The following is a 25,387-nucleotide window of genomic DNA, read 5'->3' as shown; positions in this document are numbered from 1 at the left end:
TGCTACTGCGGGTCGGTCAGTTGACCTTGCGGTCCAGGCCCGTCCAGTAGGGCTCGCGGAGCTTGAACTTCTGGATCTTGCCGGTCGCGGTCCTCGGGATCGCGTCCCGGAACTCCACCGAGGTCGGCGCCTTGTAGCCGGCGATCCGCTGCTTGCAGTGCGCGATGATCTCGGCCTCGGTCACGTCCCGACCCTCGACCCGCACCACCAGCGCCTTGATCGTCTCGCCCCACTTCTCGTGCGGCACGCCGATCACCGCGACCTCGGCGACCGAGGGATGGCTGAACACGCAGTCCTCGACCTCGATCGACGACACGTTCTCGCCGCCGGTGATGATGACGTCCTTCTTGCGGTCCGAGATCGTCAGGTAGCCCTCGTCGTCGAAGAACCCGCCGTCGCCGGTGTGGAACCAGCCGTCCCGCAGCGCGGCGTCGGTGGCCTCCTTGTTCTCCCAGTAGCCCTCCAGCACCACGTTGGACCTGGCCAGCACCTCGCCGTCCTCGCTGGTGCGCAGCCGCGCGCCCAGCGCGGGCGCGCCCGCCCGCATCAGCTTGCGGGCCCGCTCCTCCGCCGGCAGGTCCACGTCGGCGGCCCTGGTGCGGTTGAAGGTCAGCAGCGGGGCGGTCTCGGTGAGGCCGTAGATCTGGAGGAACTCCCAGCCGAGCTCCTCCTCCATCCGCGCGATGGTGCGGCTCGGCGGCGGCGCGCCCGCGCACACCACCCGAACCGTGTCGCGGCCGGGGATCTCGCCGTCCCACTGCTGCGCGGCGTCCAGCACCGCGTTCCACACCGCGGGCGCCCCGCACATCAGGGTCACGCCGTGCCGCTCGACCCGGCGCAGGATCTCCGCGCCGTCGACCTTGCGCAGCACCACCTGCGGCACGCCGAGCCCGGCAAGGCCGTAGGGCATGCCCCACCCGTTGCAGTGGAACATCGGCAGCACGTGCAGGTAGACGTCGCGCTCCCAGGCCCTGGTGTGCATGGCGAAGGTGACCGCGTCGAGCCAGATGTTGCGGTGCGTCAACTGCACGCCCTTGGGCCGGGCGGTGGTGCCCGAGGTGTAGTTGATCGTCGCGGTGGCGTCCTCGTCCGGCCGCTCCCACGGGCGCGGCTCGGTGTCGAACCGCATCACCTCGGTCTCGGTCTGCTCGCCGAGCACGAACCGGTGCCGCGCGGTGATGCCGGCCAGCGCCTCGTCCACCTCGGGATCGACCAGCAGCACCGATGCGCCGCTGTGCCCGACGATGTAGTTCACCTCGTCGGGGCGGAGCCGGAAGTTGACCGGCACGCAGACCCGGCCGCTGGCCGGCACGGCGTGCAGCAGTTCCAGCAGCCGCGCGGAGTTGTGGCTGACCACGGCGACGCGTTCGCCCTCGCCGACACCGAGCGCGTCGAGCCCGGCCTGCCAGGCGCGGGCCCGCCGCGCCAGCTCGCCGTAGGTGGTCGTCGGCACCGGCGCGGCCGGTTGTTCCGGCTCGTCGATGGTGGCCGTGCTGTCCGCGAAGGCGAAGGCGGCGCGGTCCAGAAAGTCAGCGATGGTGAGCGGCACCCGCATACCCAGCACCTCCGGGAGGGGACAGCGATAGTCGAACTACCCTAAGTGATCGACCTCGGCCGCGTCACGGCAACGTGCCCGCTCATCCCGGGTGTGCCGCGACGCTGCCCGACCGACTCCGGCAATCGGCCCGACCACGGCGAACTCGGGCATGCCGCGAACACCGCTCGCCGCACTGTGCACGGCGCACCCGACGCTCACGACCACGTGCTCGGGTCACCCCACGTGGTCAGCGGGGCCGCCCGCTCGGCGTCGTCGATCGGCGCGATCGCGACCAGCTCGGGCAGCGCCTCGGCCAGCGGCCGCCGCACCACGGCCGTGGCGAGGCCGTCGTAGGGCGTCGGCTCGGCGTTGCAGATCAGCACGGCGGCCCCGGCCGTCGAGGCGAGGCCGACCAGCCCGGCGGCCGGCTGCACGGTCAGCGAGGTGCCCGCGGCCACGAGCAGGTCGCAGTCCACCACGGCGGCCCGCGCCCTGCGCAGCACCTCGGGGTCGAGCGGCTCGCCGAACAACACCGCGGTGGACCGCAGGATTCCGCCGCAGGCCGGGCAGTCCGGCTCGTCCTCGCCGGCCTGCACCCGCTCCAGCGCGGCCCGCATCGAGCCGGGCGACCCGCAGTCCACGCACACCGTGCCGGTGGCCGAGCCGTGCAGCTCCACCACCATCGACGGCGTCGAACCGGCCTTCTGGTGCAGTCCGTCGACGTTCTGGGTGACCAGCGCGCGCAGCCGCCCGGACCGCTCAAGGTCGGCGAAGGCCCGGTGCGCGGGGTTCGGCTCGGCGAGCCAGACGGGGTGCGCGGCGCGCCGCCGCCAGGCCGCGCGGCGCACCTCGAGATCGCCGAGATAGGACTCCAGCGTGGACATGCGCTGCGCGGCGGGGTCCTTGGTCCACACGCCCGCTGGGCCGCGGTAGTCCGGAATGCCCGACGCCGTGGACACGCCGGCGCCGGTCAGCGCCGTGATCCGCCGCGCGCCGGCGAACAACTCCACCGCCGCGGCCCATTCCCCGTCCGGCGAACGATCCTGTTCCGCACCACGCTGTGCCACGGGTCCACGGTAGCCGAGCGGGCACCCGCCGGTTCCTCGGCCGGACGCACGGCCATCGGCTGCGCCGATACCCAGGCCGATGCCCCTCCGACGACCCTAGGCTGGTGCCTTCGCTGTCGGACGGTCGAAGTGGGCGCCACACGATGATCACCGCAGTTCTCACCGGCCTGGTCGCCGGAACCGCGATGGGCTACGTCCTCTATCGGGGCCGCCTGTGCTTCCACGCCACCTTCGCCGGCCCGTACGAGCGGCGCTGGCTGCTGGCGCGGGCCTGGCTGCTCGGCGTGGCGGTCGCCTCCGTCGGCCTCGCCGTGCTGTTCGGCACGCCGCTGGCCGCGGGCCTGAACCGGGGCCTGCCGTTCGCGCCGGTGGCCGATCTCGTCGGCGGTCTGCTGATCGGCGTCGGCATGGCGGTCGCGCGGTCCTGCGTCTCGGGGCTGCTGTTCAAGCTCGGCTCCGGCATGCTCGGCGCGCTGGTCGGCCTCGCGGGCTGGGTGGCCGGCGAACTGGCCGTGCACGACCTCGTGCTGCCCGGCCCCACGGTGCTGCCCGGCGGGCGCGGCGCGACGGTTCCCGGCGTGCTTGGCCTGCCGACGCTCGCGGTCTCGGTGGTGTTCCTGGTGATCGTGGCCGCCGCGCTCCGGTGGCGACGCGGCGCGGAGCGCCCGGACCGCGCCTGGCAGTGGAACTGGCCGACGGCCGGGGTCGCGCTCGGCGCGGTCACCGTCGCGGGGTGGGTGCTGGCGGCCGTCGGCGGCGCGGGCTTCGGGCCGAGCACCGTCGGCGCGGCCACCGGCGTCCTCGACGGCAACCCGAACTGGTGGCTGATCGCGTTCCTCGGCGGGATCGTCGCGGGTGGCGCGGTCGCGGCCCGCACCTCGGGCGGCTTCCTGGTCAGGGGCGAGACAAAGGTCCGCTACGCGCAGCTCGCCGTTGGCGGGGCCCTGCTCGGCGCCGGCGGCTGGCTGGCCGGTGGCTGCAACCTCGGTCACGCGCTGTCCGGCGCGGCCCAGCTCAACGTCTCCTCGTGGGTGGTGGTCGCGGCGATCGTCGCCGGGATCGGTCTCGCCCGCGCGGCGCAGCGCATGGCCGGCGTCCGGCAGGTCCCGGCGGGCACGACGTACTGACCACGGTGGTGGGCGCCGGCCGCGGCACCCACCACCGGGCCGGTCAGGGCCGGCCGGCCAGCGCGAACTGGCGCACGTCCAGGTAGCCGACCCGGAAGCCTGCCTCGCTGTAGGCCAGGTAGAACTCCCACATCCGCCGGAACGTGTCGTCGAACCCCAGCTCCGCCACCTGTTCCCAGCGGTCCACGAACCGCTCCCGCCACTGCCGCAACGTCTCCGCGTAGTCGCCGCCGAAGCTGCGGGACTCCGCGACCCGCAGCCCGGTGTGGAAGCGGACGTTCTGCTCGATGGCCCGCACCGACGGGATCAGCCCGCCGGGGAACACGTACTTGTGCACCCAGCCGTAGCTGTCGCGGGTGGCCAGCAACCGGTCGTGCGGCATGGTGATGGCCTGGAGCCCGACCCGCCCGCCCGGCTTGAGCAGCCGGTCGAGGGTGCCGAAGTAGGTCGGCCAGTACTCGGCACCGACCGCCTCGATCATCTCGACGCTCACCACCGCGTCGTACTGCCCCTGCGCCTCGCGGTAGTCGCGGAGCAGCACCTGCACGCGGTCGGCGACGCCGGCCTCGGCGATCCGCTGCTCCGCCAACCTCTTCTGCTCCGGCGAGATGGTCAGCGAGGTGACCCGCGCCCCGCGCTGCGCCGCCCTGATCGCCAGGCCGCCCCAGCCGGTGCCGATCTCCAGCACGTGCGAGTCCGCCCGCACGCCCGCGTAGTCCAGCACCCCGTCGATCTTGCGCAGCTGCCCGGCAACCAAGTCCGTCGAGCCCGCCTCGAACAACGCCGACGAGTAGCTCATCGTCTCGTCGAGGAAGGTCGCGAACAGGTCGTTGGACAGGTCGTAGTGGCGGTGGATGTTCTCCCTCGCGCCTGCGACGGTGTTGCGCTCGCTGCTCGGCTGGGGCCGCTCCACCCAGCGCCGCAACGCCTGGAGCCTCGGCGGGACCAGCGTGGTCAGCCTGGCCGCGAACACCGAGAGCAGGTCGGCGATGGCCGAACTCGTCCAGTCCCCCACCATGTACGACTCACCGAAACCGATCTTCGCGTCGACGCCGAGCCGGTGGAAGAACGCACCCGGCCGGTGCACGCGCATCAGCGGCGAGTCGGGGCCGCCCGCGCCGAGCCGAACGCCGCCGGGCAGTTCGACCCGCAGCGGCAGCGTGCGGACGGCGCGTCGGAACAGCTGCTCCGCGATCCACGCGCGCCACGGCGAGTGCGGTGCGGTCGCCAGCCCCGGCCAGACACCCTCGTTCGGTCGCGGCAGGGGCCTGCCGGACCGTGTGGTGGCGCCGCCCCCAGCATGGACTGTGCTCACTTCGTCCCTCCTCATTGTCCTTACCGGACGGGAAACTACCCACGCTCCCCGGTGGAGACGACAGTCCTGTGCCGCAGTTCATTCCGACCGGGTTCAAGGTCACCAGCACCGCCGACACCGGAATGCTGTTCAACCACGCGAGGGTCTCCCTCCCAGCGGAACGTCGAGGCCGCCGGTCTCCGGCTGACTCATGGCGTCCGCAATGGCCGGCGACTCCGGTTCGAGGCCGAGTTCGCCGAGCACGAACTCAGTGACCAGGCGGGTCCAGTCGGCCGCGCGGCGCAGCATGGCGTGGCCGTCGCCGAGCACCGCGAACCGGCACACCCTGGCGGTGACCTCCTTGGCCCGCGCGGCGAACCGGTGGGACAGCGCGGGATCGGTCCAGCGTTCGCGGTCGCCGTGCGCGATCAGCACGCCTCGGCCGGCGAGCTGCGCGACCGGTTCGTCGGCTTCGGTCCACGGCGCGAGCGCGCACACCGCGACCACGGCGGGGTCGTCGGCGACGCGCAGCGCGGTCCGGCCGCCCATGGAGTGGCCGACCAGGACGACGGGCCGCCCCGGGTAGACCGCGCGGGCGCGGGCCAGCGCCCAGCGCGCGTCGGCGACGGGGTCGAGGCTCGGCGCGTTCCAGCCCCGGTAGCGGTAGCGCAGCAGCCAGACGGCAAGGCCGTGTCGCCGGCCGGCCCGGCGCAGCGCCCTGGCCAGCGGCACCATCCGCAGATAGGCCAACCGCAGGCGGTGCACGCGGCCGTGGTCGTGCTGCCGGCCGCCGTGCAGCACGAGCACGACGGCCCGCACCTCGGACGGTGTGGCGGGCGCGAGTGCGTCGAGCCTGGGCTGACGGGTCATGACGGGCTCCCTCCGGTCGCGGCGGGAGTCCCCGCGCAGCAACGTTCGCCGGCCGACGATCCTCGGTTGATCGCCGCGGCACACGTCACACCCTCGGATCCATGGGTGGCGCCGGCACGGCCGGACCTGATCGTCGGGGCTGTCGGGCCGGTCCCCTAGGGTGCAGCGGTGACCGAACAGCTACAGATCCCCACCGCTGCCGGCGGCTTCGACGCCATCGCTGCCGGCCCTGAGGACGGCCGCGAAGTGTTGCTGCTGCACGGTTTCCCCGAGGCCGGGATCGAGTGGGAGGAGCAGGTGGCCGCGCTCGGCGCGGCCGGCTGCCGGGCCGTCGCGCCCGACCAGCGGGGCTACTCCCCCGGCGTCCGGCCGGAGCGGATCGAGGACTACGCGATGGCCGAACTGGTCGGTGACGTGCTGGCGATGGCGGACCGGCTCGGCTGGCAGCGGTTCGACCTCGTCGGCCACGACTGGGGCGGCGCGGTCGCCTGGGTCGTCGCGGCGGAGCATCCCGACCGGGTGCGCACGCTGAGCGTGTTCTCCACGCCGCATCCCGGCGCGTTCCGCGCTGCCCTGCGCGAGGACGAGGACCAGCAGCAGCGGTCGCAGTACATGTCGGTGTTCCGCCAGCCGCGCACGGCCGAACGCGCGCTGCTCAAGGACGACGCGGCCGCGTTGCGCCGGATCTACGAGTGGCGGGTCCCGCCGTCGCGGATCGAGGAGTACGTGCAGCGGCTGTCCGAGCCCGGCGCGCTGACCGCCGCGCTGAACTGGTACCGGGCCGCGCGCGGCCCCGGCACGCTCGAGAAGGTGTCAGTGCCGACGCTGTACGCGTGGAGCACGGAGGACTCGGCGTTCGGCTCGACGGCGGCGATGGACGTTGAGAACTGGGTGACCGGCCCGTACACGTTCCAGCTGATCGAGGACGTCTCGCACTGGGTGCCGGAGGAGACCCCGGAGACCGTGGTGGCGCTGTTGCTGGAGCACCTGGTCGCGCACCGCGGTTAGGTCCTGCGACAGTTGGGTCCTACGACTCATTACGCGGCGCACCCGGTTGGCGTGGGCGGTTCGTGACGAGCGTCACGGTCGATCATCCTATTGGGCAAGCGGCGGTGACTGTCCGTCGCGTACTAGCCTGCGCCAATGACCCGCGTCCCCCGGCAGAGTGCATGGCGTCCCCTGATGGTGATGTCGGTGGCGGCCGCCGCGCTGCTCGGGCTGACCGGCTGCGGCGGCGACGTGGCCGCCAAGGAGGGCGTGTCGACGACGCCCTCGACGTCCGCCAGCTCCACCAGCGCCAGTGCCTCGGCGAGCAGCTCCGCGCCGCCGAGCGCGAGCTCGCCGCAGGGCACCCCGGCGAACACGGCCCCGGCCAAGCCGAGCGAGCCGCCGCAGCAGCAGAACTGCCCGCTGCCGCAGACCGGTTTCGACTGCGACTTCCAGCAGCGCTTCGCCGCGGCCCAGGCCTACGTCGCCAAGCGGCCGGGCACGGTCGGCATCGTGGTGCGGGACCGGCAGACCGGCGCGGTGTGGCGCAACGACCACGCGACGACCCCGGTCTGGACGGCCTCCACGATCAAGCTGGCGATGAGCGTCAACCTGTTCCTGCGGGACCGGGCAGGCTCGATCCACCTGTCCGACGAGGACCGCTCGCTGATCCAGGCGATGCTGCACAGCTCGGACGACAACGCGGCGGACACGCTGTGGTTCCGCTACGCGGGCGACGACCACCTGACGTTCAACAACGCCTTCCCCGGCTACGGCATGACCTCGCTGGCGCCGCAGCGCGGGTTCAGCAAGTTCTACCCGTACTGGGGTTTCCAGAAGTGCACGCCGGACGATCTCGACCGGCTGATCAACTACGTGCTCGGCTCGCTGCCCGGCGACCTGCGCGACTACATCGTCGGCCAGCTCAGCGCGGTCGACCCCGACCAGCAGTGGGGCGTGTGGGGCGCGGGACCGGCCGCCCAGCCCGGCAACAAGGACGGCTGGTCGGACGAGCAGGGCGGCTCGGTGATGAACTCGGTCGGCTTCGTCGGCCCGGGGCACCGCTACACGCTCGCCGTGATGAACAGCCTCAACGGCGAGGGCGGCCAGGAGGTCGGCAGGGTGACCGACAGCCAGGTCGCGAAGCTCATCTTCGGCGGTCGGTTCTGACGGGCCCATCGCCCAGACATCGGACGATCAACGGCGGAAACGGCCGTGTCACGACACTTCAGGCAGTCTTCAGCGTCGATTCGTCCGACCTTGTCTTGACCTCGCCAGGCCGCGGGTAGTACAGCTTGTGCTGGCCGGCGTCAGCCGCCGACCGCACGGACAGCACAGGCCGAGCCTTCCGCCGCGGGCTCCTCGTTCGCGTGAGGAGCAGCTTGACTACTCTCCGTCCTGAAGGACGGGGATTCTCCCGGTCGCCCGGGAGGGTTCCTGTTTCACCGACCGCTGCCCGCTCGTGCGTGCGCACGAGCAGGTCTGACACCGTCTCCACAGGCTTGGACCGCCAGCCCGGCGGCACGAATGTTGACCGCCGCGTTCACGTCCCGGTCAAGGGTCGTACCGCAGCCACACGTCCACATACGGACGCTCAACGACATCCCCGCCCGCAGGACACCGCAGGCCGAACACAACTTCGAGGAAGGAAACCACCGGTCGACGACGACCAGGTCCCGCCCGTACCAACCGGCCTTGTACTCCAGCATGGACCGCAACTGCGACCAGGACGCGTCCGAGATGGCACGGGCGAGCCTGCGATTCTTGACCATGTTGCGGACGGTCAGATCCTCGATCACGAGCGTTTGGTTCTCACGCACGAGTCGAGTGGTGAGCTGGTGCAGGAAGTCCCTGCGCCGGTCAGTGATCCTCGCGTGGACTCGGGCGACCTTCACCCGGGCCTTGTCCCGGTTGTTCGAGCCCTTGGTTTTGCGGGACAGCGCACGCTAGGCCTTGGCCAAGCGCCGCCGGTCCTGGCGTTCGTGCCTCGGGTTGGTGATCTTCTCCCCGGTGGACAGCGTCACCAGGCTGGTGATACCGGCGTCGATACCCACCGCCGTCGTGACCGAGGGCAGCAAAGCCGGGATGTCCTCGCACAGCATCGACACGAACCAGCGCCCGGCCGGGTCGCGGCTGACGGTCACCGTGGACGGCGTGGCGCCTTGGGGCAGGGGCCGGGACCACACGATGGCCAGCGGGTCGACCATCTTCGCCAAGCTCAACCGTCCGTCCCGGAACCGGAACGCGGAGCTGGTGTACTCGGCCGAGGCCCGCGACCCGCGCTTGGACTTGAACCGCGGATACCCGGCCCGCTTGGCAAAGAAGTTCGTGAACGCCCCTTGCAGGTGCCGCAAGACCTGCTGCAACGGCACCGACGACACCTCGGTGAGGTAGGCCAGGTCCTCGGTCTTCTTCCACCCGGTGAGCAGCGCCGACGTGGCGTTGTAGTCCACCCGTTCCCGCCGCAACGTCCAGGCCTCGGCGCGGGCCTGCAACGCCAGGTTGTAGACCTTCCGCACACAGCCGAACGTGCGCGACAGCTCCACTGCCTGCGCGTCGGTGGGATAGAAGCGGTACTTGAACGCCCGCCTCACCTGCCTGGCCACCATCCACAATGTACAGAGTTTGATGGTGAACCCCGTGGCCGGGTGGGTGGTGGACGACGAACCGCCCGACGGCGGTTCGACTTTCCCTGCTCTGCTCCGCAGGGGCTTCGCTTCCTCCCCGGACTGAAGCCTGGGGTATCCACGAAAGGAACCCGATGACCAGTCTGCGGTCACGACGTGACTTCTTCCGGCTCACCGGCACGGTCGCCGGCGGCCTCGCCCTCGGCGCAGGCGCGCTCGCCGCCGCCGCACCAGCCGCCGCAGCCACACCCCTGCTCGCGCCGAACTCGGCGGCGCCTGCCGACTGGTCGGTCGCGGTCGTCGAGTCCACCCTGAAGCGCTTCCCGACCCCGGCCTCCATCGGCGGCTGGGGCTACGCCGTCGGCCTGTACCTGTACGGGCAGTACCTGGTCTACCGGCGCACCGGCACGGCGCGGTACCTCGGCTACGTCAAGGACTGGGTCGACCGGTTCGTCGGCGCGGACGGCAGCATCAGCAACAGCTTCAACAGCCTGGACAGCATGCGCTGCGGCACGCTCCTGGTGATCCTGCACGCCGAGACCGGACAGGACAGGTATCGGATCGCCGCCAAGCAGATCAGGGACCGGCTCAACACCTACCCGAGGAACGCAGACGGCGCGTTCTGGCACGCCACCAGCCGCCAGCACCAGCTGTGGGCCGACGGCACCTACATGGCGCTGCCGTTCCTGGCGGGCTACGGCAAGGAGTTCGGCGACGCGGCCTACGCGAACACCGAGGTGGTCAAACAACTCCAGCTCTACACCGCACACCTGGCCAGCCAGAACGGCCTGCTCTACCACGCCTACGACGAGTCGGGGAAGCAGACCTGGGCCGACCCGAAGACGCACCGCTCGCCGGAGTTCTGGCTGCGCGCTGTTGGTTGGTACGGCATGACCTGCGTCGACGTGCTGGACATCCTGCCGGCCGACCACCCGGACCGGCCGAAGATCATCGCGATGGTCGGCAACCTGGTGCGCGGCATCGCGCGCTACCAGGACCCGAGGACCGGCCGATGGTTCCAGGTGGTGGACAAAGGCTCGAACCCGCAGAACTGGACCGAGACCTCGGGGTCCTCGATGTTCAGCTACGTGGTGTCCAGGGCGGTGCAGCGCGGCTACGTGACCCAGGACAACGCGGCCGTGGCCGCGCGCGGCTACCGCGGCGTGCTGAGCACGGTGTCCGTCGGCTCGGATGGGCTGACCACCATCTCCGACATCTGCACCGGCACGAACGTCGGCGAGCTGAGCTACTACCTGTCGAGGCCGAGGGCCGCCAACGACTTCCACGGCCTCGGCTCGTTCCTGATCATGAACGAACAGTTCGCCGGCCACCCGACCGGCGCGCTGCTCGAGGCTGGCTGACGGCTCCTCGGCCGCTGACGGCTCCACGGCCGGCGCGCGCCGAAAGCCCTGTGCTCACAGGGTTTCCGGCACGCGCCGGTCGTAGTCGAGTCTGGCCGCGTCGACGTCGGCGGTGTGTTCGGTCGACCAGTCGACCAGCGCCCCGATCAGGCTCCGCAACGTCTCGCCGAGCGGCGTCAACTCGTACTCGACGCGCGGCGGCACGACCGGGAACACGGTGCGGCGGACGATGCCGTCCCGCTCCAGCGCCCGCAGCGTCACGGTCAGCATCCGTTGGCTGATCCCGTCGATCTCCCTGCGCAGTTCCGTGAACCGCCGCGTGCCCTCGGTCAGGTTGTAGATCACCTCGACCGACCACTTGTCCCCGATGCGGTCGAACACGTCCCGAGCGAGGCAGCGCTGCTGCGGTTCTCCCCGGGTAACTGAGGCAGGAATTAGTGCCGTCTTCCGCATCTGCCCCACGGTACTCAAAGATGAGGTCAGTTACCAGAAGTAACTGATACGAGGGGATTTGGGACTGTGACACGCTTCGAGGGAAAGACGGCGCTCGTGACCGGCGGCCGCACCGGCATCGGCTTCTACATCGCGTCCGCCCTGGTCGAGCAGGGCGCGCGGGTGGTGCTGACCGCCCGCAGCGCGGACAAGTTGCAGGAGGTCGCCGACGGCTTCGGCGCGGACCGCGCCATCGCGGTCGCCGGCGACACCAACGATCCCGAGCACCGCGAGGCCGCCGTGCAGACGGCGATCGAGCGGTTCGGCTCGCTGGACCTGTTGGTGAACAACACCGGTGGGGCCGAGGAGTTCGGCGTGCCGGCGGTGGAGGCCGACCTGGCCGCCTTCCGCGCCACGATGGAGATCAACGTGGTGGCCACGCTCGGGTGGACGCAGGTCGCCTGGCGCGCTTGGCTCGGCGAGCACGGCGGCGCGGTGCTCAACGTGTCCTCGATCGCCGGCGAGGTGGCGATTCCCGGCGGGGCGGCGTACTCGGCGGCGAAGGCCGCGCTGACCCACCTGACCAGGCAACTCGCCTTCGAGCTCGCGCCGACGGTGCGGGTCAACTCGATCGCGCCCGCCATCGTGCCCACCGACCTGAGCCGCGCGTACTACGGCTCACGCGAGCAGGAGCTGACCGCCACCTACCCGCTCGGCCGGTTCGCCGAGCCGGGCGACCTCGGCGCGGCGGCGACGTTCCTGCTGTCCGACGATGCCGCCTGGATCACCGGCCAGTCGCTGGTCCTTGACGGCGGCAGGCTGCTGAACCACGGCACGTTATGACCGCTGTGCGCGGGCGGCGGCTACCCGCCGCCCGCGTGCCGCTTCTTGGCGTTGTCGATGACGACCAGCGCCGCGAACGCGGCCACCAGGACGGCTCCCGACACGATCCACCACGCCGGGCTCGCCAGGCGCACCGGCAGCGCGAGCAGCGGATGCCAGCCGAAGATCTTGGCGGGAAAGGGAATCAGCCCCTCGTACAGGCCGACGATGCCAACGAAGGACGACAGCGCGTCGTAGGACTTGGGATCCCTCAACGGTTCACTCCGTTCTCCTGGCCGGTCGCTGGCTGCTCGGTCGCGGTGGTCACCGATCGTTCCTAGCACTGATCCACACCGACTGTCCGACAATTCCGACATTTAACCTGTGTCTTGGGGCGAACCTCGACGATCGTCCCGCCGCGCGGCCTACCCTCCTCCCGTGCCAACGAACCCGATCACCCCGCCGGCCGTGGCCGGGCTGCTGCTCGCCGCCGGCGGCGGACGCCGGTTCGGCGGCCCCAAGGCGCTGGTGGAGCACCGGGGACAGCTGTTCGTCGAGGCGGCCGCCGCCGCGCTGGCCGGGGGCGGCTGCGCGCCGGTCGTCGTCGTGCTCGGTGCGTCGGCCGCCGAGGTGCGCGAGCGGGCGGACCTGTCGGACGCCGTGCTGGTGGACAACCCGGAGTGGGTGTCCGGCATGGGTTCCTCGCTGCGCGCCGGGCTCGCTGTGCTGGCCGACGCGCCCGTCGACGCGGTCCTGGTGCTGCCGGTGGACACGCCCGGCGTGACGGCCGCGGCGGTGCGGCGGGTCGCCGCGCACACCTCGCCGGATGCTCTGGTCCGGGCCAGCTACAAGGGCAGGCCAGGCCATCCCGTGCTGATCGGCCGCGCGCACTGGGCAGGCGTCGCGGAACTCGCGGTCGGCGATGCCGGGGCGCGAGACTACCTGCGCCGCAACCCGGTGCTGGACGTGCCGTGCGCGGACGTGGCCTCCGGCGAGGACGTCGACCGCCCCGAGGACCTGCCGAGCTGACGCTGTGGCGTCGAGGGGTCAGCGGGCGCGGCCGGGCAGGCTCCGCGCCCCGGCGACGATGCCGAGGCACAGCAAAGGAAGCAGCGCCAACGCGACCGGCCGAGAACTGACCTGAACGAGCAGGCCGACCCTGCCGCGCCGCCAGGTCAGCGGACGCGACCGGGCAGACTCCACGCCCCAGCGACGATACCCAGACACAGCAGGGGAAGCAGCGCCAGCGCGACCGGCCGGGAACTGACCTGGGCGAACAGACTGGCCCTGTCGCGCCGACGGGTCAACGGGCGCGGCCGGACAGGCTCCGCGCTCCAGCGACGATGCCCAGGCACAGCAGGGGAAGCAGCGCCAACGCAACGGGCCGAGAGCCGGCCCGAGCGAACAGTCGACCCTGCCGCACCGACAGGTCAACGAGCACGACCAGGCAGATTCCGCGCCCCAGCGACGATACCGACGCACAGCAGGGGAAGCAGCGCCAACGCGACCGGCCGAGAGCTGACCTGGGCAAGCAGGCTGCCCCTGTCACGCCGACAGGTCAGCGGACGCGGCCAGGCAAGTTCCGCGCCCCAGCGACGATACCGAGACACAGCAAGGGAAGCAGCGCCAACGCAACGGGCCGAGAGCCGGCCCGAGCGAACAGTCGACCCTGCCGCACCGACAGGTCAACGAGCACGACCAGGCAGATTCCGCGCCCCAGCGACGATACCGACGCACAGCAAAGGAAGCAGCGCCAGCGCGACCGGCCGGGAGCTGGCCTGAGCGAGCAGGCCGATCAGCGGCGGCCCGAGCAGGAAGCCTGCCCAGCCCGCCGTCGCGACCCCGGCGATGGCCTGGCCGGCGTGCCCGTCGGATCCGGCGGCGGCCGCGCTGAAGGCGACCGGGACGATGCAGGCGAGCCCAAGCCCGAAGGCGGCGAACCCAATCAGCGCCAGCCAGGGCTGGCCGACCAGCAGCGCGCAGCCGAGGCCGACCGCGCCGAGCGCGGCGAGCGTCGCGACGACCCTGGCCGCGCCGTACCTGGCCACCCACCGGTCGCCCATGGCCCGCCCGGCGAACATCGCGACCGCGAAGGCCGCGTAGCCCAGCCCGGCCGAGGACGCCGGCACGCCGAGGGAGTCGCGCAGGTACACCGCCGCCCAGTCGCCGACCGCGCCCTCGCAGAGCAGGCCGGCGAACATCAGCGCGGCGAGCAGCATGATCCTGCGGTCCCGCCACGGCACCCCGAGGTGATGTTCCTCGGTCGCGCCGTCGTCGCCGAGCATCCGCCGGATCAGCGGCCAGGCCGCCGCGCCGAGCAGCACCGCGAGGCCGGTGAGCTGCACGGTCAGGTCGATCCCCATGGCGATAGCGAGCGCGCCGAGCCCGGTGCCGGCGAACGCGCCGAGGCTCCACCAGGCGTGGAAGCTGGACAGGATCGGCCTGCCGTAGGCCTGCTCCACCGCGACGCCCTGGGCGTTCATCGCCACGTCCAGCGAGCCCTGGAACGCGCCCCACAGGGCGAGCGCGCCGAACAGCGCGCCGGGCGACCAGGCGAGCCCGAGCAGCGGCCCGCAGGCCAGGTAGCCGAGCAGCGTCGCGAACACCACCCGCCTGCTGCCCCAGCGCGCCACGGCGTGGCCGGCGAGCAGCATCGCGCAGACCGAGCCGACCGGAGCGCCGAGCAGCGCAAGGCCGAGCGTGCCGTCGTGCAGGCCGAGGTGGTCCTTGACCAGCGGGATGTGCGGGGTCCACGAGGCGAACACGGCCGCGTGCAGCGCGAAGACCAGCGCGGTCGCGACGCGCGCCGACCTGGCCTGCCGCGTCGCCGCGCCCGCGACGCCGGAGCGCGGTGCGTCAGACAAGGTGCACCTCGACGCCGGCCTCGCGGATGGCCGCGACCTGCTCCGGCGCGGCGTCCCGGTCGGTGACCACGATGTCGAGCCGGTCGACCGGGCAGACCCGGCCGAAGGCGGTGCGGCCGAGCTTGCTGCTGTCCACCGCCGCGATCACCCGCGCGGACGCGGTGATCGCCGCGCTCTTGACGGCCAGCTCGGCCAGGTCGTGCGCGGACACGCCGTCCCGCACGCTGAGCGCGCAGCAGCCGAGCAGCATCGTGTCGAACCGCATGACCTGGAAGGCGTGCTCGGTGAGCGGACCGACGAAGGACAGCTCGCCTGCGCGCAGTTCGCCGCCGGGCAGCACGAGCCGGATCTGGTCGGCCGCGCGCAGCGCGTCCGCGCCGTGCAGGGACAGCGGCAGCACCGTGAGCCGGTGGTCGACGAGCGCCCTGGCGGCCTCCAGCGTGGTGGTGCCACCGTCGAGCACCACGCTCTCGCCGTCGTCGACCAGGGCGGCGGCCGCCGCGCCGATGCGGCGCTTGGCCTCGATCCGCTGCCTGGTGCGCGCCGAGTAGGGCGTCTCCTCGCCGGTGAGCATGTTGACCGCGGCCCCGCGCACCCGCCGCAGCAGGCCCTCGCGCTCCAGGGCGTCGAGGTCGCGGCGCACCGTCATCTCCGAGCATCCGGTGAGTTCCGCGAGCGTGCCGACCGCGACCCGCTCCCGCTCGCGCAGGGCGCGCAGGATCACCTCGTATCGTTCCGCACTATCCACTCGTTCATACGAACATGATCCGCGTGCGAAGTGCAAGTGGATACTTGACCGACCCGGCACAGTGGTATGGACCACACGCAGGCGGTGGCGTGATCTAGGAGGTAGCGCGCATGACGGCCGAAACCGTGACGGGCTCGGACTACGGCGATCTGGTCCGCACGCACCTGAGTCGGGTCGAGCGACACAACGCCGGGGCTCTCGACGACGTCGCCGAGCTGGTGCTGGCCTGTGTGCACGCGGACGGAACCGTGCTGACGGCCGGCGCGGGACACTCCCTGGCCGCGGTGGCCGAGACCTTCTACCGGGCGGGCGGCCTCGCCTGCGTCCGGCCGCTCTACCACCCCGAACTGCTGCCGCTGCACGGCGCGATCAGCAGCACCTCGGCGGAGCGACGCGAGGGGCTGGCCGCCGAGGTGCTCGCCGACGCGCAGCTCGCCGCCCACGACGTGCTCGTGGTGTTCTCCACCTCCGGGGTCAACCCGTACCCGGTCGAACTGGCCATCGCGGCCCGCGAGGCCGGCTGCCCGGTGGTCGCGTTCACCTCGGTGGAGGCCAGCTCGACCGCGCCGCGCCGGGCCGGCACCACGCTGGCGCAGAACGCCACCGTCGTGCTGGACAACCTGGTGCCGCCTGGTGACTCCACCTACCCGCCGGACGCGCCCGTCTCCGCGCCGATCTCCACGCTGGCCAGCGCGTTCCTGTGGAATCTGCTGCTGGTGCGGTTGGTCGACAAGGCAGCGCGGACCGGCGTGCAGCTGCCGTTGTGGCGCAGCTCCAACGTCGAGGGCGGCGACGCGGCCAACGCCGATCTCCTGCGGCGGTACCAGGTTCGCATCGACGCCCTCGGCTGATCGGCGTTCTCTCGCTACTGTGGTGGCCGGGGAGGCGTGGGGGCGTCGGGGGACGGTTCCGCTGGCGCGCCCCGAGACAGGGGGCACCACCATGAACCGGACCACTCGCCGGGTGATCGTCATCGGCGGCGCGGTCGTCACGGTCGGCATCGTGCTCGGGGCGGTGATCGCGATCTGGCCACACCACCAGGAACCGACGCGCACGGCCTCGTCGCAGACCGGGTCGACCGCCGCGCCGGTAGCCAGCGCGGCGCAGACCGCGGAGCGCTTCACGACGGCGCTGTCGCGCGGCGACACGGCAGCCGCGGCCACGCTCACCGACAGCGTCGATGCGGCCCGCAAGCAGCTCGACCTGACCCGCAGCGGCATGGGCCCCGCCACCCTCCAGGCGACCATCGGGCAGGCGCCGGCCGAGGACCCGGCGGCGACCACCGTCACCGTGCCGTTCACCGCGACCTGGCAGATCCCCAAGGACCAGCCGTGGACCTATCCCAGCGCCATGGAGCTGCGCCGCGCAGGCGACAAGTGGCAGGTGCACTGGGCGGCCTCGGTGGTCAACCCCACGCTCACCGACGGCCAGACGCTGGCGTTCAGGCCGGACCTCGGCAAGGGCGGCCTGCTCGACCGCAACGGCGCGCAGCTGCCCCAGGACTCGACCTTCGCGCCTGCCGTGATGGCCGGGATTCGCCAGGCGATCGGCGGCCTCGCCGACGGCAGCAGTTGGCGGATCGTCGCGGTGAACGCGGCAGGCGCGGACGCAGCCGCCCTGAAGGAGAAGCAGGGACCAGCCGCGCAGACCGTGACCGTGACGCTCAGCCCGACCGTGCAGAACGCGGCGCAGCAGGCCGTGAACGCCTCCCCGCAGCCGACCGCGATCGTGGCCATCCAGCCGTCCACCGGCGAGATCCTCGGCGTCGCGCAGAACACCGGCGACGCGCTCAGCGGCCTGCGCCCGCCCGGCTCCACGTTCAAGATCATCACGGCCGGCGCCGTGCTCCAGGCCGGCGCGGCCGCCTCGGACACCGTCCTGCAGTGTCCCGCCGTCGCGACGGTCGGCACCCGCACCGTGCCGAACGAGAACAAGTTCGACCTCGGGCAGGTGCCGCTGCACACCGCGTTCGCGCAGTCCTGCAACACGACCTTCGCCAAGCTCGGCGGGGCCCTGCCGCGCGAGGCGCTGCCGGCCACCGCGCTGCGCTTCGGCCTCGGCGCCGACTTCGACGTGCCCGGCATGACCACCAACACCGGCAAGGTGCCGGCGCCAGACTCCGGCGACCGGCAGGTGGAGGACAGCTTCGGCCAGGGCGACGTGCAGACCAGCCCGTTCGGCATGGCGCTCGTCGCGGCGACGGTCGCGCGCGGCTCGGTGCCGACGCCGGTTCTGTTACGTGGCAAGGAAACCATCGTGCAGAAGGCGCCGGGCGCCGCGCCGTCCCCCGCCGTGCTCGGCGCGCTGCGGCCGATGATGCGGGAGGTCGTCACCAGCGGCACCGCGCAGGGCCTTGCCGGGCTCGGCGCGGTCTACGGGAAGACGGGCACGGCGGAGAACCCGCAGGGCGCCGACCACGGCTGGTTCGTCGGCTACCGGGGCGACCTGGCGTTCGCGGTGCTCGTGGTCGGCGGCGGCTCGTCGAAGGTCGCGGTCACCGTCGCCGCGAGCTTCCTCGGCGCTTCGGGTTAACCGCGGACGTCCCCCGTCCGCGCCGCCGATGGCGGGCAGTGCGGACCGGTGCGAGCATGGTTCGCGGCGGTCGCGGGCGTCGCGTCCGCGCGCCAGGGAGGTCACTATGCCTGAAATAACGTCGTATTCGCAGGGCACGCCGACCTGGATCGACCTGTCCACTCCGGACATCGAGGCGTCCAAGAAGTTCTACGGCGCACTGTTCGGTTGGGACTTCGAGGTCGGCCCGCCCGAGACGGGCGGTTACACGAACGCTCAGCTACAGGGCAAGAACGTGGCTGGGCTGATGCAGCAGATGCCGGACATGAGCCCGCCGGAAGCCGGTCCGCCGGTCACCGCGTGGTCCACCTACCTGGCCAGCGACGACGTGGACGCCACCGCGGCGGCCATCGAGGCGAACGGCGGCCGGCTGATGATGCCCGCCATGGACGTGATGGACCTCGGCCGCATGCTGGTCGCGTTCGACCCGCTCGGCACGATGATCGGGGCCTGGCAGGCCGGCCGGCACAAGGGCGCGGAGCTGGCCAACGAGCCTGGCACGTTCGTGTGGAACGAGCTGGCCACCACGGACGTGGCCGTGGCTCGCCCGTTCTACGCCGCCGCGTTCGGCGTGGAGATCAGCGGGCCGATGTCCGAGGACTTCGACTACACGACCTTCCGGTCGGCCGGCCGTGACGTCGGCGGGATCTACCCCGCGGACGAGGGCACGGCGGCGCAGTGGAAGGTCTACTTCGGCGTGGCGGACACCGACGCGGCAGCGAAGACCGCCACCGACAACGGCGGGACGGTCGTCAGCGAGCCGACGGACACCCCCTACGGCCGGATGGCGACCATCCGGGACCCGCAGGGCGCGATGTTCTCGATCATGAGCACCCCGGCCCAGGGCTAGCAGGTCTAGTGCGGTGTCCAGAAGCGTTCGCCGGGTCCTTCCGGGCCCAGATCGCGCCTCGCGGCGTTGCCACCACGCCCCCATCCAACACCGGGATGGGGACGCGGCGGCGCCTTGCGAGACACAATCTGGATCCCGGAAGGCCACCGACAACGCTCCCGGACACCGCACCTGCCAGACGGCAGCACTGGCCGAACAGCGTCTGGACCCACTGCGCCGATGCGCGGTGGGTCCAGACGCGAGCACGGCTCACGCGACGGCGGGCTGCTCCTCGAACTGCGTGCGGTAGAGGTCGGCGTACCGGCCGCCCTTGGCCAGTAGCTCGGTGTGCGTGCCGCGCTCGACGACGCGGCCGGCCTCAACGACGAGGATCTGCTCGGCCGCCCTGATGGTGGACAGCCGGTGCGCGATCACCAGCGAGGTGCGCCCGCGCAGCGCCTCGGTCAGCGCGGCCTGGACGGCGACCTCCGACTCGGAGTCCAGGTGCGCGGTCGCCTCGTCCAGGATCACCACCTTCGGCCGGGCCAGCAGGAGCCTGGCGATGGTGAGCCGCTGGCGTTCCCCGCCGGACAGCCGGTAGCCGCGCTCCCCCACCACGGTGTCGAGCCCGTCGGGCAGCGACGCGACCAGGTCCTCGAGCCTGGCCCGACGGATCGAGTCCCACAGCTCCTCGTCGGTGGCGGTCGGCCGCGCGTAGCGCAGGTTCGCGCCGATCGTGTCGTGGAACAGGTGGCCGTCCTGGGTGACCACGCCGACGGTGTCGCGGACCGAGTCGAAGCCAAGCTCGCGGACGTCCACGCCGGCCAGCCGCACCGAGCCCTGGTCCACGTCGTAGAGCCGGGGCACCAGCGACGCGATGGTGGACTTGCCCGCCCCGGACGAGCCGACCAGCGCGACGAGCTGTCCCGGCTCGGCGCGGAAGCTGACGCCGTGCAGCACCTCCTCGCCGCCGCGCGCGTCCAGGGTGGCGACCTCCTCGAGGGAGGCCAGCGAGACGCGGTCCGCGGCGGGGTAGGCGAAGCGCACGTCGGTGAACTCCACCGAGACGGGCCCGTCCTCCGGCACGGTCTTCGGCTCGGCCGCCTCGGTGATCATCGGTTTGAGGTCGAGCACCTCGAAGACCCGCTCGAAGGACACCAGCGCGGTCATCACGTCCACCCTGGCGTTGGCCAGCGCGGTCAGCGGCGCGTAGAGGCGGGTAAGCAGCAGGGCGAGCGAGACGACGGTGCCGGCGGCGAGGTGCCCGGTCAGCGCCAGGTAGCCGCCGAGCCCGTAGACCAGCGCCTGGGCGAGCGCGGAGACCAGGGTCAGGCCGGTCATGAACCAGCGGGTCGCCATCGCGTTTCGGATGCCGATGTCGCGGACCCGCCTTGCCCGGTCGCCGAACTCCTCGGCCTCCGGCTTCGGCCGGCCGAACAGCTTCACCAGGGTCGCGCCCGGCGCCGAGAACCGCTCGGTCATCTGGGTGGTCATGCCCGCGTTCAGCCCGGCGGCCTCGCGTTGGAGGTCGGCCATCCGGTTGCCCATCCGGCGCGCCGGCAGCACGAACACCGGCAGCAGCACCAGCGCCAGCGCGGTGACCTGCCAGGACAGCGTGAACATCACACCGAGCGAGAGGGCCAGCTGGATGACGTTGGTGACCATGCCGGACAGCGTCGAGGTGAACGCCCGCTGCGCGCCGATGACGTCGTTGTTGAGCCTGCTGACCAGCGCCCCGGTGCGGGTCCTGGTGAAGAACGCGACCGGCATCCGCTGCACGTGCTCGAACACCGCGCGCCGCAGGTCGTAGATCAGGCCCTCGCCGATCCGGGAGGACTGCCACCGCTCGACCAGGCCGAGCCCGGAGTCGAGCACGGCGATCAGCGCGATCACCACGGCAAGCACGACGACGGAGGACACCGAGCCGCCCTTGATGATCGCGTCGACGACGCGACCGGCCAGCACCGGCGTGGACACCGCAAGAACCGCCGACACCACGGTCAGCAGCAGGAAGATGATCAGGCTGAGCCGGTGTGGACGCGCGAATCTCAGCACCCGGCGCAGGGTTCCGCGCCGAATTCCCTTCGGCGTATCGGCGCGCTGCATCATGCCGCGCATCAACATCCACGAACCATCCACCGGCCGGCTCCTCATAAAAGATTTCTATGGGTCCGGCCGGCGCGCTTGTCTGGTCAGACCCCCACGGTGCCGAGCCATCGTGCACTCGTCACTCGATGGGATCAACGCGGGCGCGGGTCGATCGCTTCCCGATCGACGTTCACCGATGGCTTATTCGGACTCCGAACCGGTTCACCGACAGACCCGGTCGGCCCAGCGACGGACCCGGCCGAGAACCCTCTGCCGTCGATCGGGTCAGGACTGGACGGTGAGCAGCGCCGCGAGTTCGTGCAGTCGGGTCACCTGCGCGGCGCGCTCGACGGCGAGCTGACTCTCCGCAGTCGGGCCGTCGGCGGCGTGCGCCAGCAGCGCCAGCGTCTCGCGGACCGCGCCGGGCATCGGCCGCAGCAGGCCGGCGACGAGTTCGTCGACGGCCGCGTCGAGCCCGTCGACCGGCACGACCCGGTTGGCGAGGCCGATGCGCAGCGCCTCGTCGGCCGGCACCCGCCGGCCGGTCAGGCAGATCTCGGCCGCGCGCGAGTAGCCGACGGCGCGCACCAACGGCAGCGTGCCGCCGAGGTCGGGCACCAGCCCAAGGCTCGTCTCGGCCATCGACAGCTTCGCGTCCTCGGCCAGTACCCGCAGGTCACAGGCCAGCGCGAGCTGGAAGCCCGCGCCGATCGCGTGGCCCTGCACGGCGGCGACGGTCACCCTCGCCGGGTCGCGCAGCCAGTAGAACGCCTGCTGGAACTCGGCGATGGCCGCCTCGGCCTCCTCGCGCGGGGCGGTGCCGAGCGCGGCGAGGCCCTGGCCGTCGAGGCCGTCCGGGGTGAACATGCCGCGATCCAGACCGGCCGAGAACGAACGACCGGAACCCCGGACGACCACCACGCGGACGTCCGGGTCCAGCCTCGAACCGATCTCCCGCAACGCCGCCCAGGTGGTCGGCGTCTGTGCGTTGAGCACGTCGGGACGGTGCAGAGTGATCGTCGCGCGCGGGCCGTCGACCGCGAGGCGCACGCCGCCACGCTCTAGCAAGCCAGCGTCGATGTCCGGTGCTGGCAAGGAAACCTCCGGTGTGGCGGGCGCCGCGTTCGTCGGCGCACAGCAGTTGTTACCGGAGGGTAGCCTACTTCTTCTTGGTGCGCGTCGCCCCACCACGCCCACGAAGCTGCACGCCGGATTCCGACAGAACCCGGTGCACAAAACCGTAGGAACGCCCGGTGGACTCGGCGAGAGCACGGATGCTGGCGCCCTTTTCGTACTTCTTCTTCAGATCAGCGGCCAGCTTGTCCCGTGTAGCGCCGGTGATACGAGCGCCCTTCTTGAGGTCAGTCGCCATGTCCCGCTTCCTTCCAAGCAGGTCGGGCCTCATGCGGCCCCTGTCGTCGCAATGATCGAACAACAGCGGCGCTTACGCCAGGTGATCAAGCAAAATGATCGGTGAGTGGTCATGGCGATAGAACCGGCTGATCACCTGGCAGCCGGCGCGACTTCCCGCAAGATCGGGTCCAGAACGGCCCGAAATCAGGCCAATTGCACGAGTTCGAGGTAGTCCGGCGACCAGTGGTCCTCGGTGCCGTCCGGCAGCAGGATCACCCGCTCGGGCTCAAGCGCCTCGACCGCTCCGGGGTCGTGTGTGACGAGAACAACGGCCCCCTGGTAGCGGCGGAGCGCGTCGAGCACCTGCTCGCGGCTGGCCGGGTCCAGGTTGTTGGTCGGCTCGTCGAGCAGCAGCACGTTCGCGGCGCTGGAGACCAGGCCGGCCAGCGCCAGCCGGGTCTTCTCGCCGCCGGAGAGCGTGCCGGCGGGCTGGTCGAGCTGCTCGCCGCTGAACAGGAACGTGCCCAGCAGCGACCGCAGCTGCTGCTCCTGGGTGTCCGGGGCGGCGTGCCGGATGTTCGACCAGACGCTCGCCTCGTGGTCCAGCGTCTCGTGCTCCTGCGCGAAGTAGCCCAGCTTCAGGCCGTGGCCGGGCACGACGCCGCCGCTGTCGGCCTTCTCCATGCCGCCGAGCAGCCGCAGCAGCGTGGTCTTGCCAGCGCCGTTGAGCCCGAGCACGACCACCCGTGAGCCCTTGTCGATGGCCAGGTCGACGCCGGTGAAGATCTCCAGCGAGCCGTAGGACTTGCTCAGGCCCTCGGCCATCAGTGGCGTGCGGCCGCACTGGGCGGGCTCCGGGAAGCGGATCTTGGCGACCCGGTCGGCCTGCCTGGTCTCGTCGAGCCCGGACAGCAGCTTCTCCGCGCGCTTGACCATGTTCTGCGCGGCGACGGCCTTGGTGGCCTTGGCGCGCATCTTGTCCGCCTGCGCCATCAGCGCGCCGGCCTTCTTCTCCGCGTTGGCCCGCTCGCGGCGGCGGCGCTTCTCGTCGGCGGAGCGCGCGTCGAGGTAGCGCTGCCAGGTCATGTTGTAGATGTCGACCTCGCCGCGCGTCGCGTCGAGGAACCACACCTTGTTCACGACGTCAGCCAGCAGCTCCACGTCGTGGCTGATCACCACGAGGCCGCCCTCGTGGCCCTTGAGGAACCCGCGCAGCCAGGCGATCGAGTCGGCGTCGAGGTGGTTGGTCGGCTCGTCGATCAGCAGGATCGTGCTGGACTTGCCGCCGGCACCGGCGTCGGAGGCGGCGAACAGGATGCGCGCCAACTCGACGCGGCGGCGCTGGCCGCCGGACAGCGTGCGCAGCGGCTGGTCGAGGATGCGGTCGGCGAGGCCGAGGTTCGCGCAGATCCTGGCGGCCTCGCTCTCGGCCGCGTACCCGCCGAGCGCGGAGAAGCGCTCCTCGAGGCGGCCGTAGCTGCGCACGGCGGCGTCCTGCGCGGCGTCGTCGACCAGCTCGGCCATGGCCGTCTGCGCCTTCTCCATGTCGCGCAGCAGCTGGTCGAGGCCACGCGCGGACAGCACGCGGTCCTTGGCGATGACCGAGAGGTCGCCCTCGCGGGGGTCCTGCGGCAGGTAGCCGAGCTCGCCGGTGCGGTGCACCTCGCCCGCGTAGGGCTGGCCCTCGCCCGCGAGCACGCGCAGCGAGGTGGTCTTGCCGGCGCCGTTGCGGCCGACCAGGCCGATGCGGTCGCCGGGCTGGATGCGGAGGGTGGCGTCGGACAGCAGGATGCGCGAGCCAGCGCGCAGCTCAAGATCAGTGGCGGTGATCAAGGAAGTTCTCCGTCAAATGGTGGTCGCAGGCAGGACTCATCTGCCCGCCGACCGGAGCCGGCGAGCCAGAAGGCGACTCATTCCATGAGGATGACCACGCCACCATCCTACTGGCTGCCGTCGATCGGTTTTGTGTGCCGTTGGCTACTCCTGGGTACGGTGCGGCATGACCTCCACCACCGTGCAGGACTTCGCCGGCAGGGCCGCGCTGATCACGGGCGCGAGCCGGGGCATCGGCCTCGCGATCGCCGCCGAGCTGCTGAGCCGGGGCGCGTCCGTGACGATCACCGCGCGCAAGGCCGACGCCGTGCAGGCCGCCGCGGCGCGGCTCGCGACGGACACCGGGGCCGACCCGAGCCGGGTGCTCGCCGTGCCGGGCAACGCGGGAAACGACGACGACCGGGCGGCTGCGGTGCGCGGCACCGTCGAGCGGTTCGGCAGGCTGGACGTGCTGGTCAACAACACCGGCATCAACCCGGTGTTCGGCCCGCTCGCCGACGCCGACCTCGACGCGGTGCGCAAGATCTTCGACGTCAACGTGGTCGGGGCGCTGGGTTTCACGCAGCTCGCGCTGAAGGCGTGGATGGCGGAGCACGGCGGTGCTGTGATCAACATCGCCTCCGTCGGCGGGATCCGCTCGACCGGGGTGATCGGCGCGTACGGCGCGAGCAAGGCGGCGCTGATCCGGTTGACCGAGGAGCTCGCCTGGCAGCTCGGGCCCAAGGTCAGGGTGAACGCGGTCGCCCCCGCCGTGGTGAAGACCAAGTTCGCCGAGGCGCTCTACACCGGGCGCGAGGAGGAGGCCGCCGCCGGCTACCCGATGAAGCGGCTCGGCACGCCGGAGGACGTGGCCAGGCTGGTCGCCTTCCTCGCCTCCGACGCGGCGTCGTGGATCACCGGGGAGACAGTCCGCGTCGACGGCGGCCTCCTGGCCACGGGCACGCTCGGCTAGCCGCAAGGCCGTGAAGTTTGCGGGT

Annotated in this window: 23 protein-coding genes and 1 pseudogene; 10 read left to right on the top strand and 14 right to left on the bottom strand. The window is 71.8% G+C overall.

Features of this window, described 5'->3' with window-relative positions:
• Positions 1-16: 16 nt before the first annotated feature.
• Positions 17-1,555, bottom strand: coding sequence for an AMP-binding protein (locus F0L68_RS33875; RefSeq protein ID WP_149853966.1), 1,539 nt, complete (start codon positions 1,553-1,555; stop codon positions 17-19).
• 197 nt (positions 1,556-1,752) lie between these two features.
• The gene (locus F0L68_RS33870) at positions 1,753-2,541 is read right to left on the bottom strand and encodes an SIR2 family NAD-dependent protein deacylase (protein WP_149853988.1); all 789 of its coding nucleotides are present in this window, start codon (positions 2,539-2,541) and stop codon (positions 1,753-1,755) included.
• A gap of 206 nt (positions 2,542-2,747) precedes the next feature.
• Between F0L68_RS33870 and F0L68_RS33865 the strand changes: the two genes are divergently transcribed.
• Positions 2,748-3,731 carry a YeeE/YedE thiosulfate transporter family protein gene (locus F0L68_RS33865; RefSeq protein WP_149853965.1) on the top strand — a complete coding sequence of 328 codons (984 nt, stop codon included), beginning with the start codon at positions 2,748-2,750 and terminating at the stop codon, positions 3,729-3,731.
• Between the two features lie 43 nt (positions 3,732-3,774).
• On the opposite strand, the gene F0L68_RS33860 is transcribed toward F0L68_RS33865, so the two are convergent.
• Positions 3,775-5,046 carry an SAM-dependent methyltransferase gene (locus F0L68_RS33860; protein ID WP_223199372.1) on the bottom strand — a complete coding sequence of 424 codons (1,272 nt, stop codon included), beginning with the start codon at positions 5,044-5,046 and terminating at the stop codon, positions 3,775-3,777.
• A gap of 129 nt (positions 5,047-5,175) precedes the next feature.
• Positions 5,176-5,895: an alpha/beta hydrolase gene (locus F0L68_RS33855; protein WP_149853963.1), complete on the bottom strand. Its 720-nt coding sequence runs from the start codon at positions 5,893-5,895 to the stop codon at positions 5,176-5,178.
• Positions 5,896-6,063: 168 nt separating this feature from the next.
• On the opposite strand from F0L68_RS33855, the gene F0L68_RS33850 reads away from it, so the two are divergent.
• Entirely contained in the window at positions 6,064-6,903 is an 840-nt protein-coding gene (locus F0L68_RS33850) for an alpha/beta fold hydrolase (RefSeq protein ID WP_149853962.1), read from the top strand.
• Positions 6,904-7,038: 135 nt separating this feature from the next.
• Positions 7,039-8,052 carry a serine hydrolase gene (locus F0L68_RS33845; protein WP_223199371.1) on the top strand — a complete coding sequence of 338 codons (1,014 nt, stop codon included), beginning with the start codon at positions 7,039-7,041 and terminating at the stop codon, positions 8,050-8,052.
• Positions 8,053-8,324: 272 nt separating this feature from the next.
• Here the strand turns inward: F0L68_RS33845 and F0L68_RS44420 are convergent.
• A pseudogene (locus F0L68_RS44420) lies at positions 8,325-9,428 on the bottom strand (RNA-guided endonuclease InsQ/TnpB family protein).
• A 215-nt stretch (positions 9,429-9,643) separates the two neighbouring features.
• Between F0L68_RS44420 and F0L68_RS33835 the strand changes: the two are divergent.
• Positions 9,644-10,870, top strand: coding sequence for a glycoside hydrolase family 88/105 protein (locus F0L68_RS33835; protein ID WP_149853961.1), 1,227 nt, complete (start codon positions 9,644-9,646; stop codon positions 10,868-10,870).
• Between the two features lie 54 nt (positions 10,871-10,924).
• Here F0L68_RS33835 and F0L68_RS33830 read toward each other — a convergent pair whose 3' ends face one another.
• A complete protein-coding gene (locus tag F0L68_RS33830; protein WP_223199369.1) occupies positions 10,925-11,251 on the bottom strand; it encodes a winged helix-turn-helix transcriptional regulator in 327 nt (108 codons plus the stop codon).
• A 138-nt stretch (positions 11,252-11,389) separates the two neighbouring features.
• On the opposite strand from F0L68_RS33830, the gene F0L68_RS33825 reads away from it, so the two are divergent.
• Positions 11,390-12,145, top strand: coding sequence for an SDR family oxidoreductase (locus F0L68_RS33825; RefSeq protein WP_149853959.1), 756 nt, complete (start codon positions 11,390-11,392; stop codon positions 12,143-12,145).
• Positions 12,146-12,165: 20 nt separating this feature from the next.
• On the opposite strand, the gene F0L68_RS33820 is transcribed toward F0L68_RS33825, so the two are convergent.
• Entirely contained in the window at positions 12,166-12,399 is a 234-nt protein-coding gene (locus tag F0L68_RS33820; RefSeq protein WP_149853958.1) for a hypothetical protein, read from the bottom strand.
• 163 nt (positions 12,400-12,562) lie between these two features.
• Between F0L68_RS33820 and F0L68_RS33815 the strand changes: the two genes are divergently transcribed.
• Positions 12,563-13,153: a nucleotidyltransferase family protein gene (locus F0L68_RS33815; protein WP_223199368.1), complete on the top strand. Its 591-nt coding sequence runs from the start codon at positions 12,563-12,565 to the stop codon at positions 13,151-13,153.
• Between the two features lie 18 nt (positions 13,154-13,171).
• Here the strand turns inward: F0L68_RS33815 and F0L68_RS42810 are convergent, their stop codons facing one another.
• From F0L68_RS42810 to F0L68_RS33805, 3 genes are all read right to left on the bottom strand, one after another.
• Complete coding sequence (locus F0L68_RS42810; RefSeq protein WP_188316974.1) at positions 13,172-13,327, bottom strand: hypothetical protein; 156 nt, start codon at positions 13,325-13,327, stop codon at positions 13,172-13,174.
• Positions 13,328-13,809: 482 nt separating this feature from the next.
• On the bottom strand, positions 13,810-14,988 hold the full coding sequence (locus tag F0L68_RS33810; RefSeq protein ID WP_149853957.1) for an MFS transporter: 1,179 nt from the start codon (positions 14,986-14,988) through the stop codon (positions 13,810-13,812).
• Positions 14,981-15,736: a DeoR/GlpR family DNA-binding transcription regulator gene (locus F0L68_RS33805; RefSeq protein WP_149853956.1), complete on the bottom strand. Its 756-nt coding sequence runs from the start codon at positions 15,734-15,736 to the stop codon at positions 14,981-14,983. The genes F0L68_RS33810 and F0L68_RS33805 overlap by 8 nt, the downstream gene beginning before the upstream one ends.
• Before the next feature lie 110 nt (positions 15,737-15,846).
• On the opposite strand from F0L68_RS33805, the gene F0L68_RS33800 reads away from it, so the two are divergent.
• From F0L68_RS33800 to F0L68_RS33790, 3 genes are all read left to right on the top strand, one after another.
• Positions 15,847-16,587: an SIS domain-containing protein gene (locus tag F0L68_RS33800; protein WP_149853955.1), complete on the top strand. Its 741-nt coding sequence runs from the start codon at positions 15,847-15,849 to the stop codon at positions 16,585-16,587.
• A gap of 91 nt (positions 16,588-16,678) precedes the next feature.
• A complete protein-coding gene (locus F0L68_RS33795; RefSeq protein WP_149853954.1) occupies positions 16,679-18,268 on the top strand; it encodes a penicillin-binding transpeptidase domain-containing protein in 1,590 nt (529 codons plus the stop codon).
• Between the two features lie 106 nt (positions 18,269-18,374).
• Positions 18,375-19,157, top strand: a complete 783-nt coding sequence (locus tag F0L68_RS33790; RefSeq protein WP_149853953.1) for a VOC family protein — start codon at positions 18,375-18,377, stop codon at positions 19,155-19,157.
• 249 nt (positions 19,158-19,406) lie between these two features.
• On the opposite strand, the gene F0L68_RS33785 is transcribed toward F0L68_RS33790, so the two are convergent.
• From F0L68_RS33785 to F0L68_RS33770, 4 genes are all read right to left on the bottom strand, one after another.
• A complete protein-coding gene (locus F0L68_RS33785) occupies positions 19,407-21,275 on the bottom strand; it encodes an ABC transporter ATP-binding protein (RefSeq protein ID WP_188316973.1) in 1,869 nt (622 codons plus the stop codon).
• Between the two features lie 234 nt (positions 21,276-21,509).
• Positions 21,510-22,319, bottom strand: a complete 810-nt coding sequence (locus tag F0L68_RS33780; protein WP_149853951.1) for an enoyl-CoA hydratase/isomerase family protein — start codon at positions 22,317-22,319, stop codon at positions 21,510-21,512.
• Between the two features lie 64 nt (positions 22,320-22,383).
• The gene (locus F0L68_RS33775; RefSeq protein WP_149853950.1) at positions 22,384-22,596 is read right to left on the bottom strand and encodes a helix-turn-helix domain-containing protein; all 213 of its coding nucleotides are present in this window, start codon (positions 22,594-22,596) and stop codon (positions 22,384-22,386) included.
• Positions 22,597-22,781: 185 nt separating this feature from the next.
• Positions 22,782-24,410 carry an ABC-F family ATP-binding cassette domain-containing protein gene (locus tag F0L68_RS33770; protein WP_149853949.1) on the bottom strand — a complete coding sequence of 543 codons (1,629 nt, stop codon included), beginning with the start codon at positions 24,408-24,410 and terminating at the stop codon, positions 22,782-22,784.
• Between the two features lie 166 nt (positions 24,411-24,576).
• On the opposite strand from F0L68_RS33770, the gene F0L68_RS33765 reads away from it, so the two are divergent.
• Positions 24,577-25,362 carry an SDR family oxidoreductase gene (locus F0L68_RS33765; protein ID WP_149853948.1) on the top strand — a complete coding sequence of 262 codons (786 nt, stop codon included), beginning with the start codon at positions 24,577-24,579 and terminating at the stop codon, positions 25,360-25,362.
• Positions 25,363-25,387: the final 25 nt, after the last annotated feature.

Origin of the sequence: Solihabitans fulvus (assembly GCF_008386585.1) — a bacterium.
In the GTDB taxonomy this organism is placed as follows: domain Bacteria; phylum Actinomycetota; class Actinomycetes; order Mycobacteriales; family Pseudonocardiaceae; genus Solihabitans; species Solihabitans fulvus.
Note: the sequence above shows the minus strand (reverse complement) of the source record. Positions and strands in the feature narration are given on the sequence as shown.

Excerpts from the sequence above, each read along its gene's own strand:
- F0L68_RS33875 (WP_149853966.1), bottom strand. The coding sequence starts at position 1,555 with ATGCGGGTGCCGCTCACCATCGCTGACTTTCTGGACCGCGCCGCCTTC.
- F0L68_RS33865 (WP_149853965.1), top strand. The coding sequence starts at position 2,748 with ATGATCACCGCAGTTCTCACCGGCCTGGTCGCCGGAACCGCGATGGGC.
- F0L68_RS33855 (WP_149853963.1), bottom strand. The coding sequence starts at position 5,895 with ATGACCCGTCAGCCCAGGCTCGACGCACTCGCGCCCGCCACACCGTCC.
- F0L68_RS33845 (WP_223199371.1), top strand. The coding sequence starts at position 7,039 with ATGACCCGCGTCCCCCGGCAGAGTGCATGGCGTCCCCTGATGGTGATG.
- F0L68_RS33835 (WP_149853961.1), top strand. The coding sequence starts at position 9,644 with ATGACCAGTCTGCGGTCACGACGTGACTTCTTCCGGCTCACCGGCACG.
- F0L68_RS33800 (WP_149853955.1), top strand. The coding sequence starts at position 15,847 with ATGACGGCCGAAACCGTGACGGGCTCGGACTACGGCGATCTGGTCCGC.
- F0L68_RS33795 (WP_149853954.1), top strand. The coding sequence starts at position 16,679 with ATGAACCGGACCACTCGCCGGGTGATCGTCATCGGCGGCGCGGTCGTC.
- F0L68_RS33790 (WP_149853953.1), top strand. The coding sequence starts at position 18,375 with ATGCCTGAAATAACGTCGTATTCGCAGGGCACGCCGACCTGGATCGAC.
- F0L68_RS33775 (WP_149853950.1), bottom strand. The coding sequence starts at position 22,596 with ATGGCGACTGACCTCAAGAAGGGCGCTCGTATCACCGGCGCTACACGG.
- F0L68_RS33765 (WP_149853948.1), top strand. The coding sequence starts at position 24,577 with ATGACCTCCACCACCGTGCAGGACTTCGCCGGCAGGGCCGCGCTGATC.